We start from the raw sequence: 17,317 nt of genomic DNA, 5'->3' as shown, positions 1-17,317 counted from the left end.
TCTAACATTTATCAAGTTTGTTATTTTCAAACTCAAATATATATGCATTGTAGTAACTTCCTTTATTAAAAGGATTTCTAGTTGCATGAAAACCTACATTCTCCTTGAATTTATAAATTTCACCAACACAGTTTTTTAAGTGCATTAAATCAGGTGCGTTTCCTAAATATACCAAATAATCTATTTTATAATTTTTAATTAATTGTTTATAGTATTTTGCTTCCTCTGAATTTGTAAAATAATTAAATCCACCTGATACTGCAAAATCTTTATAATTTGCGATAGGTCGATTAATTATAATTACCCTTGCTTCATCAGGAATATTTTTATTAGCCCAACTTATACCTGAGTACATATATGCATAATTATTTTTAACTTTTAAATAATTTTCTTTCATTAAAGCTCCAGGTAAAAAAATATAATTTGAATATAAAAGAATTATGATCACTGCCAAAATTTGTGGATAAAACAAATATTCAAAAAATTTGCTTAATTTAATATTTTTTAAGAAAGAAATTCCCAATACTGACCAGAGTATTGGATCTAAATAATACCTTGCACTTGGAGATGCATATAAATTTGAAAAGGTAATAAAAAGAAATGAAATTATAAAAATTGAAAAAATATTTTTATTTTTATAAAAATTTAACAAAAGAAAAATTATTAACAATGTATTTAAACCAAGAAATTCTGTAGCTCTTGATAAAGATGTATAAATTAAAAATTTTGGAAATGGGATTTCTTGCGAACCTTTGTTATGATTCAAAAAATTTTCATATCCAGGCAAATGCAATGGAAAAGGGCTAAAAACATAATTAATCAATGTGCCTCCTAAATTTTCTATTTTCCATAATAAAAAAGGAAAAAATTGAAATAAAAAAACTAATACAGGTATTAATATTATGAATTTACAATTTTTTTTATTTATTAGATTAATGGCACTAACAATCCAAACTAAAAAAGCAGATAGACCAAAAGAAAATTTACCCATAACCGATGTGCATAATAAAATATTAATTATTAAGAACGTTTTAATAAATTGATTTTGAGAATGAATTTTTGAAAAACCCATACTTAGTGCAAGAAAAATTAAACTTGAGAAAAAAATTTGTGGTTTATTTCCACTTAATAAAAATATTAAAATCGGACAAGTTAATATAATCGAAACAATTAAATATTTTGATGAAAAAATATAATTTTTATCGAATTTTTTGATTATAATTCCTGTAATTGATATAATAGACACAAACTGAACTAACGAACCAAATTGTTCTGATCCAATTGAAAAACCTAGAGAGATTAATACCTCTCCAGTACCTGCTTGCAATCCTGTAAACCATTCTGGAAAAAGTAAATATTTTCCAAATCGCAAAATATTTAATGCAACCCCTGAATGATAATCTAAAACATCTGCTGCAGTTAATGGCGCTAAAGCTAAAAAAAAATATAATACAAATAAAAAAAGAGCTGTGTAAAAAAAAAAATCTTTATTTTGCTTTAATTTGATTAATATTTTTTTAAAATTTTTTTTTAAAAAAAATAAAAATTTTACTCCTAAAAATAATAAAAAAATTGCAGTAATTTTAAATGCTTCTTTAGAAAAATCAGTAAATGCAGTGATAGGAAATAAGATAATTAACAAAAAAACTATTCCAATTGAACAATACTGAAATTCTAAAATAGAAACCTTAGATAAAGTATCTTGAAGTTTGACTTTTGAAGAAATAAATTTTCCAAATTCGTAACAACCAGATAATAATAATACTGAAATTATAGTTGATTGTATTGGTGATAATATAAAATTTTCCATTAATATAATTAAACTAATGTATAATTAAATTAAAATTTAATTTTACATCTGATAATTCACACTTTCTTTTTTAAAAACACTTTTTAAATCGAATATCAAACAATTCTTATTTCTAGAAATACTTTTAATTCTATTAACTCCAAGCTTTTTATAATAATTGTGTGGAACAGTTAGAATTATACAATCATAACTGTTCTTTTTGATAGTTGGTAAAAATTCAAACTTAAATTTTTTTAGATTTTTTAAATCATCCTTTTTTAGATATGGATCATGTATAAATGGTTTAATTTTGCTTTTATTAAGTTCTTTGATAAGATTTAAAGATCCAGAATTTCTCAAATCTGGACAATTTTCTTTAAAAGTTACACCTAACATTAACAATTTAAATTTTTTATATTTAGAATAGATTTTCTTAAGCTTGTTAACCACCTCAATATGTTTTGAGCTATTTATTCGTTCAGCTTCCTGTATGAAGTCAGAAGAAACTCTAAGTTTTCTTTGTTTGTATGTTAAATAAAGAGGATCAACTGCAACACAATGACCTCCAACATAACCAGGGTAAAATTTATTAAAGTTCCATTTTGTTGATGCAATATCTATTACTTCTTTTGTGTTAATTTTCATTTTATTACACAGAGTTGATATGTTATTCATCAGAGCAATATTTATAAATCTTTGTGTATTTTCTAAAATTTTACTTAATTCTGCTGCTTTAATATTTGATGCCTCAAAAACACCTGCTTTAACAACTTTTGAATATATTTCTTTTACTTTTTTAAGTGTTTTTTTGTTACTTCCAGAAACAACCTTCACAACATTTGAAAAAGTATGCACTTTGTCTCCAGGATTGATCCTTTCAGGACTATAACCAACAAAAAAATCTTTATTACATTTAAGTTTGGAAACATTTTCTAATATTGGAATAAGATAATCTTCTACAGTTCCTGGATAAAATGTAGACTCATAAATTATTAAACTTCCTTTATGAATTATTTTTGACAAATTTTTAGTAGCATTAATAACAAGTGAAATGTCTGGAAGCTTTTTATTATTAAGTGGTGTTGGTAGAGTAATTATAAATACATTACATTGTTTTAAATTTTTATAGTCGCTTGTATAATTAATTTTTTTGATTTTTAATTCTTTATTATTAAACTCTCTGTTTGTATCAATACCTTTTTTTAAATCTATAATTCTTTTATTATTTTTATCGTACGCTATCACCTTAAAATATTTAGAAAGATTAACAGCAAGTGGCAAACCTACATAACCTGCTCCAATCACTCCAATTACTTTTCTAGAATTTTTTTTCAAGCCAAGTTTTCGGTGTTTTTTCATTAATTATTTCTAAATCGTAATTATATTTAAATTTTCTAGGACCTAATTTTTTTATGTAATCAATCATCTTGTCCAAAGATTCATCTAAAGATATTCTTTTTCTATAGTTAAGTAATTTTTCTGCTTTATAGGCAGAGCAATTTGCAAATTTAACTTCATTAGGTCTATCTTTAAAAAAAATAGGTTCTTGGTTAAATTTAAGTTTATTTGAAAGTTTTTTAAATAAATCATTAACAGAAATAAAGTTATCTTCAGGACCAATGTTAACTAATTGACTGGTAATATCAGGATCTGTAGCAAGTTTATCTATACAGTAAACACAATCATCAACATCTGAAAAACTTCTCTTTTGTTCGCCATCTCCATAAATTATTGGTTGTCTATTTTGTAACATTAAATTTATCATTATTGATGCAACATTTCTAAATGGATCATCATATTTTTGCTTAATTCCAATTATATTATGCGGAACTGCGATATTATATTCAACTCCATAAGTATTACATAGATTAATTAGAATTTTTTCTGCTGCTAATTTTGAGATGCCGTAGGGGTCAACTGGATTGGGTGTATCTTCTTCACTAAAAGGTTGTTTGATATTTCCATATCTTGCCATTGAAGAACAAAATACTATTCTCTTTATTTTATTTTGAATTGAAGCACTGAAGACAGAAGTTGATGCATTAACAATATTAGAACAAATTATATTTGGAGAAACTACTGAAAGACCTTCATGAGCATAAGCTGCAGCATGGATAACTATATCACAATTTCTTGTTAATTCCTTCATTGATCTAAGATCTTCACAGTCTGATTTTGTAAAATTTACTTTAGGATCAATATTTTCTAAATCACCACCAACTAAATTATCACAGCCAGAAACTTTAAATCCTTTTTTAATATAATAATCAGCTAAATTTGAACCAAGAAAACCTGCTATTCCTGTTATAAAAATGTTCATAATCAGGTCAAATATAGTATTAGTATGAAAATGTCTATCAATATAAAATTAAATTTATCATAAAATGATTAACGCCTTAAAAAGTTTAATCTCTAAAGCTTTAGGTAAAATGGGTTACTCAGTAATAAACCATAACCAAAAAATAGTAGAACTCTCAAAAAAAGATGATGAGTTAATTAATTTAGTTAAGAATTATTCAATGACGCCAAAAATTAGAATATATAATCTACTGCAAGCACTGAGACACATAAAAATAAAAAAAATTGAAGGTGATTATGTTGAATGTGGAGTTTGGAAAGGAGGGAATATTTTATTATTTAAAAAATTTTTAGAGAATGAAGACTCCAGCCTGAGAAATATTTATGCATTTGATACTTTTCAGGGAATGACAGATCCTGATGAAAATGATATTGAAATTAGTAGCAAAGATACAGCAACAAAATTATTACAAAAAGATAAAAATAAAAAAACTAATGTTTGGGGTATATGTAGTTTAGACCAAGTAAAAAAAAATATTTCCAAGCATACCAAAGATTTAAGAAATATTTACTTTGTTAAGGGTGCTGTAGAAAAAACTTTAAATGAAAATAAAAATATTCCAGAAAAAATTAGTCTTCTTAGATTAGATACAGATTGGTATCAAAGTACCAAGAAAGAGCTTGAAGTTCTTTATAAAAAAGTTTCAATTGGTGGCATAATTATTATTGATGATTATGGCCACTGGGGAGGATCCAAAAAAGCAGTAGACGAATTTTTTTCAGATAAATTTGTATGGATGCATTATGTAGATTATGCATGCAGGCTAATTATTAAAGATTGACTATATGGGTAGAGAAGTCTTTTATCAAAAACAAGTTGCTAAATATATTAAAAATAAAAATGCAAAAATTTTAGTATTAGGTGCTGGTAAACTTGATCAGGATATATTTAAAAATTTAAATTATAAAAATGTAAAATTTACTAATATTGAAAATTCAAAAGAAGATAATTTGGATCACTTTAATAATCTTCATGATATAAAATTAAATGATAATTCTTACGATTATTGTGTGGCTCATGCATGTATTCATCATTCCTCAAAGCCTCATTTAGCTATACTTGAACTATTCAGAGTTTGTTCTGAAGGATCATTAATTATTGAGGCAAATGATAGTTTGTTATCAAGATTATCTTGTAAATTAGGTTTCTCAGAAGAATATGAATTATCTGCAATAAAAAAAAATATTATTAGTGGTGGAGTGGACAATACAAATATACCAAATTATGTTTATAGATGGACAGAGAGAGAAGTTATTAAATTGATGAAATCATTTAGGCCCGAACTTAAACATAAAATTTTTTTTGATTATGATTATCAAATTAAATTTACAAACTCTAAATTAATTAATTTATTATTTAGTATTTTTTTCATGATTTTTAAAAAACAAAAAAATCTTTTGTCAATTTATATAAGTAAAAACAAGAAAAATTTAGAATATAATGATTGGATAAAATAATGAAAATTACAATAATTATACCTTGTTATAATGAAGAGAATACAATCATAGAAATATTAAAAAAAGTTAACTTACAAAAAAAAAATTTTGACCTAGAAATAATTGTCTCAGATGATGGATCAAATGATAAAACAATTCAATTATTGAAGGAAAATAAAAACTTTTTTGATAAATTAATTTTAGGTAAAGAAAATAGAGGAAAAGGTGCGGCGCTCAAAGAGGCAATTAAAATTTCAACAGGAGAGATCATAATTTTTCAAGATTCTGATCTTGAGTATGACCCTGAGGATTATAAAAAACTCATCAAACCATTTATTAATAACCAGGCAGATGTTGTTTATGGTTCACGATTTATGGGTTCTTCTGCTCACAGGTTAATTTATTATTCTCATAGGGCGGCAAATTTTTTTTTAACAAATCTAGTAAATATTTTTACAAATATAAACTTCACTGATGTTGAGACGGGATATAAAGTTTTTCGAAAATCTACACTAAAAAAATTAACTCTAAACGAGAATTCTTTTGGTATAGAAATTGAATTAACTATGAAAATATCTAAAATGAAACTAAAAATTTTTGAGGTTGGAATATCCTATAATGGAAGATCTTACGAAGAAGGAAAAAAAATAAAATTCAGAGATGGTTTGATGGCAGTTTACCTAATTTTTAAATATTTTTTTTGTTCTGTTGATCGATAGTTATTAAAGATACAAAAAAAGAATTTGTGATTAAAATTAAACTAAAAAAAATACCAAAATAATAAAATATTTTTTTTAAATTTATATTATTAATAAAAAAATCAAAAAATACATGATCAATAAACATAAAACTTAATATACTAAAGCTAATTAAAAAAGCATATCTCATTTTAAATATTCTAAAAAAACTATTAATGTTTTTTGACTCTAACATTTTTAATTTTGTTGCTATTAATGAAGAAAATAATCCAAACATAAAAATTTGAAAACTAATTAAAAAATAAAAAACAAATAATAAAATATTTTCTATAGATACATAATTTGTCTTAAATAAAAATAATTCCAAAACATTGTTGAAATAAAATAAAGAGATAATAAAAAATATAAAGGATGGAAAAAAAAATAACCATTTAGGACATGTAATCATTAGGAATCTAAGAGTATTCCAGCCATCAGAGATTGTATTAAGATGGCTTTTATTTGTTTTTCTTCCATCTCTATGAAGTGTTACTGGAATTTCTGCACATTTTGAACCCGCAACCTTAAATTTAATTAAATTTTCAATTGCAAAAACCATTCCATTAGAAAAATGATCTAATTCTAGAAACTTCAATCTGTTAAATCCTCTGTAACCACAATAAACATCATTAAATGGTAAAGAAAAAAATATCTTTGATATAAAACTAAAAAAAGGGTTTCCAATATATTTATGTGAAATAGGCATCGCTTTATATTCTATTTTTCCACCACCTATTGGGAATCTGCACCCTTGAACTATATCGAATCCATCTTTCAATTTTTTATAAAATTTATCAATTTGTAAAAAATCATAACTATTGTCACAGTCAGCCATAATAATATATTTGCCCTTAGCTGAATTAATTCCCCCCTTCAATGCATTTCCATAACCCTTTTGATTTACACTCACTACTCTAGCACCTAATTGTTTTGCTATTTCGACCGATCCATCATTGCTTCCATTATCTGCCAAGATAATTTCAGCGTCAATGTCCATTTTTTTTATTGCTGTCTTACATTTATTTATGCAAATTTCTATCGTTTCAATTTCATTGAGGCAAGGTATGACAATACTTAATTCCATAAGTGTGTTTAATATATTTTAAATTTTATTTTTTTCTTGTAACTAATACATAACCCCCTTTTTTTTCAACATTAACTTTAAAACCTTGGTAGGTACAAAAACCCTCAAAATTATTACAAAAATTATCACTTGGTTGATAAATTCTATAACCATTTGTATTGTAAATATTTTTAAAATTAGAATTTTCAAAATTTCTTACAAAAGAGATATCACTAAAACTTTTAAAATTATTAATATTTTTAAATGTTAGTGATACAAAAGTAACTAAAATAATATAATTCCATAAAATTTTTTTATTAAAAAGGTTTTTTTTAGAATTTTTAAATAATAGTATCGCTAAACAAAAACATGTTAATGAAATAATTGAACCATACCCAAATCTAATTTCTGGTGCCCTCATCCAAATTAATATATTAATAATTAGTATAATATATAAATGGAAATAAAAATTTTTTTTTAATACGATCAATTTATATTTTAAGTGAATAAATAAAAAAACGAAATAACTAGTTAGTATAGATACTAACAAAAATGAAACAAATAAAAATTCTGTTTTCAAAAAATATTCTTTAATCCAAGGAAAAAACCATTGCCAGGAGTTTAATGTATAATCAAAATTAGTAAAATTTAATCTTAAAGGTGTATCTCTTGCAAATGATTGAACTATATAACTATAACTTTTTACATCATTTATATCAACTGACCAAAAAAATGAGGTACATGTAAAACTTATGGGGAAAATGAAACAACCTGAATATATAAAACTTTTGAATAACCAGAAAATACACCCAAAAAATAAAATCCAATTTATTTTGTCATATAAAAAAAAATTTTTCTTAATATAAAATATTGTGTACAGTGTTACTAAAATAATTCCAATGTAACTTATTTTTATTGTAACAACCAAAAAAGATGAAATTAAAATTAATTTTAATAAGTCCTTATCTTTTTTCTCGTGGTAAGTGATCAAAAGATAAATTGTGATTAAAAATAAAATTGCAGCTGGAATATCTACCTCAGGTGAGCCTAACGAATTTAACATCGTGCCATTTCCATATGGGTGAACCATTGAATAAAATAAAATATATAAAACAGATAAAAGTAAAAAATAATTGCTTAAAAGTTTATTTTTATTTAAAAATTTTATTAAACTTTCATTTATTAAAATGATTAAAAGCACCAAGTTTGCTAAATATATAAAATTTGTATGAATTAATTTTAAATTAAGAATACCCAACATGCTATGCCAAGACGAATTCATAGCATAATGTGGTTGTAAATTTCCTATGCCAAAAATAGATTTGTTATTTAAACTTTGTTGTAAAATCTGCAAATGATATAATTGACTATCATAAGAAATGCCTTGGCCATGACTTATAAAAACTACAAATAATGATACTAATAATAATAAATTTAAATTGAATTGATAAGATCTAGTCCAAAAAAATCGTATAAATATTATAAATCCAGTTAATAAAATTAATAAAGAAAAATATTTTAAAGGAAAAAATAAATTTAAAAAAATTGCAATGATTGTTAAAAATAATAGCCCATATATGAAGTCAATATTATAAATTTTTTTTGAACCATTTAATATTTTCTTTAAAAAAGCAGCATATCCAAATATACAAAACAACAAAAATAATGTGGATAAATAACTCTCTAACATTTATTTTTTTAATGCTTTTCCGCTTAAAATTTTTCTAGATCTTTCACTATCATCTTTAACCCAGCAAGAAATTTTATCTCTAGAATTTGTAAATTGAAAAAATCTTCCTGGTTTTAAATTTATAAAGATCTCTGCTGATACTGCTTGCACATTATCACATTTATTTTGTGATTTATATTTTATTTTTAAAAAGTCAATTTCTGTAACCCATGAAAGTAGATTTAAAATTACTAAAGTAATAATAATTTTTTTTTTAAAATTTTTATAAAGAAAATAATATAGAGCGATAATAAAAGGCTGCAAATATGATATTTCTGCTGGTATAAAAAAAAATAAAATTAAATTGGAAATTATAATACCTAAAATAAATCTAAGATTATCAAAATAAATAACTTTTTTTTTTATAATAAAGTTAATTAGAATAAATAATAAACTTAAAACCGTTAGAGACAAAATAGTTTTATAAATAAATCTAGCAAATAAACCAAAATTACCTTGATCGTTAGGTGTAACAGCAGTGAGCCAACTTAAACTTAAACCGTTTGAGAACCAGATTGGTAAATAAAATAAACCTCCAATAAAAAAGGATATGACAAATAATATTAATTTTTTTTTTATTTTTAGGGTTGGTACATAATCAAACAACATTATTCCAATAAAAACAAATAAGACAAAATTTATTCTAGCCCCAATTGAAATTCCAAAAAAAACAATTGCGAGTTCAAATTTATTTTTTCTCAAAAAGAAAACACCTATTGTGAACGGAAGTAACGCCCAAGAATAATCAATTGGTTCTAAATTATCATAAAATAGAATTGGATTGGAAAGGCAAAGAATTACAAAAATAGAAATATTTTGAAATGTAATTTTTTTCTCTACGGCTTTAAAGAAAAATAAATAACTTAATACAGAAAAAATGAAAGTTGACAAGTTAGAAGCCCAGCTCCCAAACTGATAAGATAGAAATCCTATTCCAATTTCTGCTACTGGATAAGGTGTAAAACGAGACGCCATGAGTTTTTGTCCACCCATCATTGACTCATATGCCCCTATTAAAGCAAGAGTATCTTCGTCAGAACCATATCCAGAAATAAAACTAAGATAAATTCCAAAAATCAATAAGATAAATAAAAATATTAATTCTAATCTTAAAATTTTAAACATTTAATTGACTTTTACTTTTTTTTCAAAAAAAATTAAAATCATAAAAATAATTATTATCAAGAACCCACTGTTAAAATAGCCTGTCCCTCTTATAAAAAGTTGGTTTACAAACAATGTCAAAAAAATAATTTTTACAGAATTATCAATTTTATTTGAACACAGCATATAAAAAATTATGGTTAACAATATTAATCCCAAGATACCAAATTCTACAATTAGTTTTGAAAAATTATTCGATCCTGAATTCTTATTAAAATCTAAAACAATTGCAGGCATAGATTTAATAAACAAATCATTGAAGATAATTTTTTGATATGGCTTTTCTCCTTCAATTACTTGATCTTTATCAAAAACTTCTCTGAAATTGCTATAATTATTTAAACCAATACCAAATGGATATTTAGTAATTGTGTTTTTAGCAAAGTACAAAGAATATAGTTGAATACCTACTGATAAATTTACAACATCTTTTCTTAATATATGATTAAGTTTAGATTTATCGTAAATTAAGCTTCCTTTAAATAAATCCCTTGATTTAAGGTCAATTTTATTTTTAACATTATTATTTTTTACAGAACAGTATTGTGATTTAAAATTTGTTGGCGACATAGAATGAAAAACTTCACTACCTACACTTCGTTTTTTACTCGGGTCTAAACTAAAATATTTATTGGTATTTAAATTTAAAAAAAATTCTTTACCATAAAAAAAATTTAAGTTTACAAATATTAACAATATTATTAGAGAATAAATTGAATAATTTTTTTTTCTTCTACAAAATATTAAACTTGTTAAGATTGATAAAATCATGCATAGAAAAAATGTTAATGTAATTGTCGTACTCCCTATCGAAAAAATGAAAAACAATATATAAAAACAAAATAAAATTTTTTTATTAAAGTAATCCTTAATGTAAAAAAAAAAATAAGTAATAATACTTGCTGAAATAACAGCAAAATGTGAATTTTCAAAAAATAAAAATCTTGTGTAATAAAAAAAACCTAAATTACAACTAAACAATGTATCAACTAAAATATTATTTTTATTAAAATTATAAATAAGTATTAAAACTACAAAAGAGACAACAAAAATATCAACTAGTTTTATGAGATTTTTAATAATTAAATTTTTATAAAAATAAATGATTAATAATGTAATTCCAATAATTATTACTTGACCTAATGTTTTAATGTTAAATTCATTAATTATAAGTTCAAAATTTAATTTAGTTCCTGCAAAATTTTTAAATTCATAAAAATAAAAATAACTTGAGTAGAAATAGATAAAAAATATCAAAAGACTTGAAATTAAAAATTTATTTGATGTAAATAAAATTTTTAATTTTTGTTTATCAAAAAAAACAAATGGTAAAATTATTAAATATAAAAATCTAAATTCTAAGTTATAAATCGAGGTATAAGAGAGAAATATTGAAAAAGAGAATAATATTATAAAAAATAGATCATTATTAATATATTCTTTATTCATTTTTCAAAAGTAGCCAGTTTTCAATTATGAGTGCATCCATTGATGTTTTTGTGAAAACTTCTAATGCATTCTCTGGGCTCTCACAAATTGGTTCGTTTACATTCAATGATGTATTTAGAAGAACTGGTATATTTGTTAATTTATCAAATTCTTTAATAAGATTATAAAACTTTAAATTGCTTTGATTTGATACAATTTGAACTCTAGCTGTATTGTCTACATGAATTACTGATGGAATTTTTTTTTTGGCATAATCTTTAACATCATAAATTGCACCCATATAGCTAGCGGCATTATTATCTTTTACCTCAAAATAATCGTCAACTTTTTCTTCTAAAATTGCTGGCGCAAATGGCCTAAATTCTTCTCTTCTTTTGATTTTAATGTTAATTATTTCTCTCATTGTCTCATAAGATGGGTTTGCAAGAATTGACCTATTTCCAAGAGCTCTAGGGCCCCATTCCATTCTATCCTGAAACCATCCAATAACATTTGGTCCCATTAAAATTTTAGCTGTAGCTGTGCAAAGATCATCAAATTCCTCAAATTTGGTAACTTTTATATGCTTAAAGTTTTTTATTTTTGAAATAATATTATTTTCAATATAATGATTACTATAATTGGTACCTAAGTAAGGATTACAATCAGTTATTATATTTACTTTTTTTTCTGCAGCATAGTATAAAGCTGCACCAGCTGCTCCACCCGCATCGCCTGGGTTTGGAGATAAATAAACATTATCAAAACCTGAATATTTAATTATTTTTCCATTAAGTGTTGAATTAAAAGCACAACCACCTGACAAACAAAGATTTTTAGATTTATATTTGTTTTTTAGTTCATAAATTTTTTCTAAAACAACTTCTTCTAAACCAACTTGAAGCGAGGATGCAATATCTTTATGGATTTGTTTAATTGGTTCATTAATTTCCCTAGGTTTACCAAAAAGTTTTTCAATTTTATTTGAATACAAATCATCAAAAAAAGGAGTTCCTGAGTCAAAATCATAATCAATTATTGTATTTTTGAAATCAAAATATGATAAATCTAATTGAAAAAAATTTTTTCCCTTTTTTAACACTTTTTTAATTCTCTCCTTGTAAATAGGCTTGCCATAAGAGGCTAGTCCCATTACTTTATATTCATCACCATAATTTTTAAATCCCAAGAATTGTGTGAAAGCCTGGTAAAAAATACCTATAGAGTCTGGGTAATTTGTTTTTTCAAGTATTTCAATTTTCTTTCCCTTTTCAAGTTTATAAATTTCAACAGTTGAAAAATCACCAGATCCGTCAAATGAAAAACCAATAGCATCTTCAATATCTTGATAATAAAAAGTTGAATAAATATGAGCTAAATGATGAGGAATATATTTTATTTTATTTGTAGCTTCATAATTATAAAACTTTTTAAATAAACCTGATAAAGATTTTTTTTTAATCAGACTAAAAAGTTTATTGTATATATTTAAAGAATTTAAATTTTTTATAGAAAAATATAATTTTTCTCTAAGATTGTAATTATTGTTAAAATTTACACAGATATAATCTATTTCACTTAAATTTAGTCTAGCTTTTTTAAGACAAAAATCAATAGAATTTTTTGGAAATCCTGTAAAATGTTTTATTCTTGTAAATCTTTCCTCTTCAATAGCTACAACTATTTTTCCATTCTTTAAAATACAAGCTGAGGTGTCTGCATGAAAGACATTTAATCCAAGTATGTTCATTTTTTATTGAGATAATTTATAACTTTAAAGATAAAATATAAAATTAATAAATTTAAAAATATAGCAAAAATTAATTTATATGAATTCAATGGCATGTATCCAAAATGAGCCAATCTATAAGCTAAAACATTTCCTATTAAACTAGAAAAAATAATATTGCTTTCTGATATTTTGTAAGAAAGTAACTCAATTAATGCACAGAAAAAACTTATTAAAAAAATAGAGATAAAAACGAAAAATATTGAATTAGAATAATATAAATATGCAACTATTCCTGGTACGTAAATTGTATAAACTTTTGGTTCGCTTTTAAACGTGAAATAACTATTCTTTATTTTATTTTCATAAAAAGAGTTATTGTAATCAAATTTTTCTTCTAAAGATTCGTATATTAAATGAAGCCCCTTATTTTCAAATGATTGTACCGCCATCAATGAATCTACACCCACCCATCTACCTGCAATTAGAAATATAATTTGATTCATTTCTAAAATTATATCATTAATCGGTTCTGAAATTATATTCGAATCTTTTTCTAAAGTGGGTAAATAGTTATGAACCTCATGACCAACAGGAAAATCATTTGCTTGTCTGATTTTGCTCACTATCAATAAAGAAATTAAAAATAAAATACATATTATTAAAAAATATTTAAAAAACTTTATTTTGCTTATTTTAAATCTATTTAGTTCTGTTAATCTATAATAGCCGTAAAATATAGCAGTACTATTAAAGATCATTCCTCTACTAATTGAAGAAATAGATGAAAGGAAATTTTCTAAAAATCCATATTTTAAAATATTATTGCTATTTTTTTTTTTAATTAAGAACTCAAAGTAAATTATCACAGTAAAAAAAGAACTTAGGCCAAACATCAATAACCATTTAAAAATATTATTTAACCCCATTGGAAGAATTAGATCTGGGATTGTACCTTTTTGAAAAAAACTAAAACCTAAATTTATAGAAGTTATTATTATTAGAACAAAGAGTAGTATATAAATTATTTTTTTTTTAAATTTTAAATAAAATTTAATTAATTTTTGAGGTTCTTTTTTTTTTTCCTCTAATTTTACATAAGAGAAAAAAAATTTTTCTCTTATGTAAGATGCAAAAACTAACGCTAAAATAGCAACTTGCGATACTAAGATAACTTCGTCATAAGCTTTGGGATCATGAGAAAATTTACCAATACCTTCAGGAAACATTGAATTTAAAAAAGCAATTTGAACTGAAAATTTAAACCAAAAACCTAACCATAATAGTAAGCAGAAAAAGGTTTCAAAAGATATAGAACCTTTTCTTAAATTATAAAACAGCGCAAAAGAGTAGATTAGGGTAAATAAAATATAATAAAATTTATCTCCTCTATACTCACTGTAAGCAAAAGGAAAAATAATTATTATTAATATTCCTAAACTATATGCAAAAATTTTAATTAAGCTCATTGTTTAAAATAAAATCGATAAATTACACCATAAATGATATTTGATGTGATTGAAGAAAGTAGAAAAGCCAAAATGATAAATTTATATCCACCAAATAAAAACAATAAAGGGACAATAGATGTTATTAAAACTGAATATAAAATATCAGTTTTAAATACTTGAGATTTATACTCAGTTTTTTGTATTAAATATTGCCTCATATACAAACCTTTCATCATAAAAAAAGATCCTAACAAGGATAAAAATGTACATATTATTTGAGTATCAAAGTTAATTTTGAAAATATTGCTATAAATATTTGTCACATAAATAAATAAAAATAACATCAAGATAATAGCAAAATATTTTAAAAAATTTTTCATTTTTCTATATTTAATTTTTTTTTTTATAATAGAGGGTCCAAATGTATTATTAAAAAAAGTTCCTGGAAGAGATCCTATTGCAAAGCCTGCAAAGTATATACCGGCCAAAATTTTTCCACAAAACATAATTATAAATAATCTCCATATCAAATTTGCAAAAGAAATTGAAAAAGATGAATAAAAAGACAATGAAGATATTGATTTTATAAATAACTTTTTAATATTATTTGAATAAAAATTTTTTTTTTTAAATATTGAAAAGTATTTTAAAAAAAATAAAAAAATTAAAAAATTAAAAGCTAAAAAAGTATATAATAAGTATTCAAAAAAAATAAAATCTACAATTAAAATTATTAAAAAAATTATTTTAAAATAAAGATAAAACTTAATTTCATTTTTTTTTTTGTAAATTTCAAAATATGTTAAAATCAATTCATTTAACCATTGCAAAACGATTAAAATTGATAATTGTAATAATATATGCTTATAAACAAAGTCATAATGATGAATAATAATTAAATTAAATATTAAAATTATAATCGATATTAAAATTCTGAATAAAAGAAAATTTCTTAGTGAAGAAAGTGATTTATTTGAAATTATTAAACTTCTAGCATTAGATGAAAATATTTGCGTAAAAATAATATTAAAACCAATTAAAATACCAAGCTCAGCTGTTAAATCATAATTTTGGAACAGAGAAGACAAAATTAATACAAATGTTGGAATAAAAAGGTTCAATCCATATGTAAGTGACTGAATTTCAATATCTTTTTCTTTAGAAAATAAATTTTCAAAAAATGTCAAATTAATTTTTTACTCCATGTATCTGGGGTTAGTTCGTTATTAATCTCTATTTCATAATTATAATTGAATTTTTTAACACCTTTTGTTTTTATAAATTGTATCATTTTAGATATTATGCTCTCAATATCTTGATTTGATTTCACCTTAAACAATTTTTCAGCCAAAGAAGAAGAGCAAATAGCATTTTTAACCTCATTTACTCTCTCTGGTTTGTAAATAGGTTTTTGATTAAACCGAACTTGGTTAGATATTTTTTTAAATAAATCATTTACTGATATTTCATTTTCTGGACCTGGGCCTATATTAACTAATTCAAATTTTATATCAGGATCTGTAGCAAGTTTATCTATACAGTAAACACAATCATCAACATCTGAAAAACTTCTCTTTTGTTCGCCATCTCCATAAATTATTGGTTGTCTATTTTGTAACATTAAATTTATCATTATTGATGCAACATTTCTAAATGGATCATCATATTTTTGCTTAATTCCAATTATATTATGCGGAACTGCGATATTATATTCAACTCCATAAGTATTACATAGATTAATTAGAATTTTTTCTGCTGCTAATTTTGAGATGCCGTAGGGGTCAGATGGCATTGTTGGTCCACTTTCTAAATAAGGTATTTTAACTTCACCATACCTAGCAATTGAAGAACAAAAAACTATACGTTTTACTTTGTTAGAAATCGCTGCACTAAAAACTGATGTTGAACCATTAATAATATTTTTTGAAATTAGGTTGGGAGAAAAAATTGATAAATTTTCATGAGCATAAGCTGCAGCATGGATAACTACATCAACATCCTTTATAATCTTCTTCATCTTTACAAGGTCTTCACAATCTGCATTATAAAATTTTACTTTTGGATCAACATTATATAAGTCGCCACCAATAAGATTATCACAGCCAGAAACTTTAAATCCTTTTTTAATATAATAATCAGCTAAATTTGAACCAAGAAAACCTGCAATACCAGTTATGAAAATTTGCATTTTAATAATTTTATATACTTTTTAAATCTGCATCTATCATCTCTTTAACCAAAGAGTCTATTGTAGTTATTGGTTTCCACTTTAAGATTTTTTTTGCTTTATTTGCATTTCCCAATAAAATATCAACTTCGGTAGGTCTAAAGTATTTTTTATCACATTCAATTATACAATTCCCTTCAGTGTCATAAGCCTTGGTATTGATTCCTGTACCCTTCCATTTTAATTTTAAATTTAAATACTTTGC

Annotated in this window: 15 protein-coding genes; 3 read left to right on the top strand and 12 right to left on the bottom strand. The window is 23.6% G+C overall.

Annotated features, from left to right (window positions below; all coding sequences use genetic code 11):
- Position 1: 1 nt before the first annotated feature.
- From ACTTA6_RS00075 to ACTTA6_RS00065, 3 genes are read right to left on the bottom strand one after another with little or no spacing between them, the layout of a single operon-like run.
- Entirely contained in the window at positions 2-1,810 is a 1,809-nt protein-coding gene (locus ACTTA6_RS00075; RefSeq protein WP_440613973.1) for a DUF1420 family protein, read from the bottom strand.
- Positions 1,811-1,852: 42 nt separating this feature from the next.
- The gene (locus ACTTA6_RS00070; RefSeq protein WP_440613972.1) at positions 1,853-3,148 is read right to left on the bottom strand and encodes a nucleotide sugar dehydrogenase; all 1,296 of its coding nucleotides are present in this window, start codon (positions 3,146-3,148) and stop codon (positions 1,853-1,855) included.
- On the bottom strand, positions 3,108-4,109 hold the full coding sequence (locus tag ACTTA6_RS00065; RefSeq protein WP_440613971.1) for an NAD-dependent epimerase/dehydratase family protein: 1,002 nt from the start codon (positions 4,107-4,109) through the stop codon (positions 3,108-3,110). The genes ACTTA6_RS00070 and ACTTA6_RS00065 overlap by 41 nt, the downstream gene beginning before the upstream one ends.
- Positions 4,110-4,173: 64 nt before the next feature.
- On the opposite strand from ACTTA6_RS00065, the gene ACTTA6_RS00060 reads away from it, so the two are divergent.
- From ACTTA6_RS00060 to ACTTA6_RS00050, 3 genes are read left to right on the top strand one after another with little or no spacing between them, the layout of a single operon-like run.
- Positions 4,174-4,929: a TylF/MycF/NovP-related O-methyltransferase gene (locus ACTTA6_RS00060; protein ID WP_440613970.1), complete on the top strand. Its 756-nt coding sequence runs from the start codon at positions 4,174-4,176 to the stop codon at positions 4,927-4,929.
- A gap of 4 nt (positions 4,930-4,933) precedes the next feature.
- Positions 4,934-5,605 (top strand): methyltransferase domain-containing protein, encoded by a 672-nt coding sequence (locus ACTTA6_RS00055; RefSeq protein WP_440613969.1) that lies wholly within the window; start codon positions 4,934-4,936, stop codon positions 5,603-5,605.
- On the top strand, positions 5,605-6,303 hold the full coding sequence (locus ACTTA6_RS00050; RefSeq protein ID WP_440613968.1) for a glycosyltransferase family 2 protein: 699 nt from the start codon (positions 5,605-5,607) through the stop codon (positions 6,301-6,303). Before ACTTA6_RS00055 ends, ACTTA6_RS00050 begins: the two co-directional genes overlap by 1 nt.
- Here the strand turns inward: ACTTA6_RS00050 and ACTTA6_RS00045 are convergent.
- From ACTTA6_RS00045 to ACTTA6_RS00005, 9 genes are all read right to left on the bottom strand, one after another.
- Positions 6,272-7,405 carry a glycosyltransferase family 2 protein gene (locus tag ACTTA6_RS00045; RefSeq protein ID WP_440613967.1) on the bottom strand — a complete coding sequence of 378 codons (1,134 nt, stop codon included), beginning with the start codon at positions 7,403-7,405 and terminating at the stop codon, positions 6,272-6,274. The genes ACTTA6_RS00050 and ACTTA6_RS00045 overlap by 32 nt on opposite strands.
- A 25-nt stretch (positions 7,406-7,430) precedes the next feature.
- Positions 7,431-9,074 carry an LIC_10190 family membrane protein gene (locus ACTTA6_RS00040; protein WP_440613966.1) on the bottom strand — a complete coding sequence of 548 codons (1,644 nt, stop codon included), beginning with the start codon at positions 9,072-9,074 and terminating at the stop codon, positions 7,431-7,433.
- Positions 9,075-10,238 carry a hypothetical protein gene (locus tag ACTTA6_RS00035; protein ID WP_440613965.1) on the bottom strand — a complete coding sequence of 388 codons (1,164 nt, stop codon included), beginning with the start codon at positions 10,236-10,238 and terminating at the stop codon, positions 9,075-9,077.
- A complete protein-coding gene (locus ACTTA6_RS00030) occupies positions 10,239-11,726 on the bottom strand; it encodes a hypothetical protein (protein WP_440680342.1) in 1,488 nt (495 codons plus the stop codon).
- Complete coding sequence (locus ACTTA6_RS00025) at positions 11,719-13,455, bottom strand: carbamoyltransferase family protein (RefSeq protein ID WP_440680341.1); 1,737 nt, start codon at positions 13,453-13,455, stop codon at positions 11,719-11,721. Before ACTTA6_RS00025 ends, ACTTA6_RS00030 begins: the two co-directional genes overlap by 8 nt.
- Complete coding sequence (locus tag ACTTA6_RS00020; RefSeq protein WP_440680340.1) at positions 13,452-14,903, bottom strand: hypothetical protein; 1,452 nt, start codon at positions 14,901-14,903, stop codon at positions 13,452-13,454. The genes ACTTA6_RS00025 and ACTTA6_RS00020 overlap by 4 nt, the downstream gene beginning before the upstream one ends.
- Entirely contained in the window at positions 14,900-16,072 is a 1,173-nt protein-coding gene (locus ACTTA6_RS00015) for a hypothetical protein (protein WP_440680339.1), read from the bottom strand. The genes ACTTA6_RS00020 and ACTTA6_RS00015 overlap by 4 nt, the downstream gene beginning before the upstream one ends.
- Positions 16,069-17,073: an NAD-dependent epimerase/dehydratase family protein gene (locus ACTTA6_RS00010; RefSeq protein WP_440680338.1), complete on the bottom strand. Its 1,005-nt coding sequence runs from the start codon at positions 17,071-17,073 to the stop codon at positions 16,069-16,071. Before ACTTA6_RS00010 ends, ACTTA6_RS00015 begins: the two co-directional genes overlap by 4 nt.
- 10 nt (positions 17,074-17,083) lie before the next feature.
- Positions 17,084-17,317, bottom strand: a 234-nt coding sequence (locus ACTTA6_RS00005; protein ID WP_440680337.1) for a GDP-mannose 4,6-dehydratase, incomplete at its 5' end; no start/stop codon positions are given.

The sequence above is a fragment of the Candidatus Pelagibacter sp. HIMB1636 genome (assembly GCF_052047675.1).
GTDB lineage: Bacteria > Pseudomonadota > Alphaproteobacteria > Pelagibacterales > Pelagibacteraceae > Pelagibacter.
This window is presented reverse-complemented; position numbering and strand designations above follow the sequence as displayed.

What these genes read in the sequence shown, in the direction of transcription:
- ACTTA6_RS00020 (WP_440680340.1), bottom strand. Translation starts at nt 14,903, where the DNA reads ATGAGCTTAATTAAAATTTTTGCATATAGTTTAGGAATATTAATAATA.
- ACTTA6_RS00035 (WP_440613965.1), bottom strand. Translation starts at nt 10,238, where the DNA reads ATGTTTAAAATTTTAAGATTAGAATTAATATTTTTATTTATCTTATTG.
- ACTTA6_RS00055 (WP_440613969.1), top strand. Translation starts at nt 4,934, where the DNA reads ATGGGTAGAGAAGTCTTTTATCAAAAACAAGTTGCTAAATATATTAAA.
- ACTTA6_RS00045 (WP_440613967.1), bottom strand. Translation starts at nt 7,405, where the DNA reads ATGGAATTAAGTATTGTCATACCTTGCCTCAATGAAATTGAAACGATA.
- ACTTA6_RS00070 (WP_440613972.1), bottom strand. Translation starts at nt 3,148, where the DNA reads ATGAAAAAACACCGAAAACTTGGCTTGAAAAAAAATTCTAGAAAAGTA.
- ACTTA6_RS00025 (WP_440680341.1), bottom strand. Translation starts at nt 13,455, where the DNA reads ATGAACATACTTGGATTAAATGTCTTTCATGCAGACACCTCAGCTTGT.
- ACTTA6_RS00075 (WP_440613973.1), bottom strand. Translation starts at nt 1,810, where the DNA reads ATGGAAAATTTTATATTATCACCAATACAATCAACTATAATTTCAGTA.
- ACTTA6_RS00030 (WP_440680342.1), bottom strand. Translation starts at nt 11,726, where the DNA reads ATGAATAAAGAATATATTAATAATGATCTATTTTTTATAATATTATTC.
- ACTTA6_RS00060 (WP_440613970.1), top strand. Translation starts at nt 4,174, where the DNA reads ATGATTAACGCCTTAAAAAGTTTAATCTCTAAAGCTTTAGGTAAAATG.
- ACTTA6_RS00010 (WP_440680338.1), bottom strand. Translation starts at nt 17,073, where the DNA reads ATGCAAATTTTCATAACTGGTATTGCAGGTTTTCTTGGTTCAAATTTA.
- ACTTA6_RS00065 (WP_440613971.1), bottom strand. Translation starts at nt 4,109, where the DNA reads ATGAACATTTTTATAACAGGAATAGCAGGTTTTCTTGGTTCAAATTTA.
- ACTTA6_RS00040 (WP_440613966.1), bottom strand. Translation starts at nt 9,074, where the DNA reads ATGTTAGAGAGTTATTTATCCACATTATTTTTGTTGTTTTGTATATTT.
- ACTTA6_RS00050 (WP_440613968.1), top strand. Translation starts at nt 5,605, where the DNA reads ATGAAAATTACAATAATTATACCTTGTTATAATGAAGAGAATACAATC.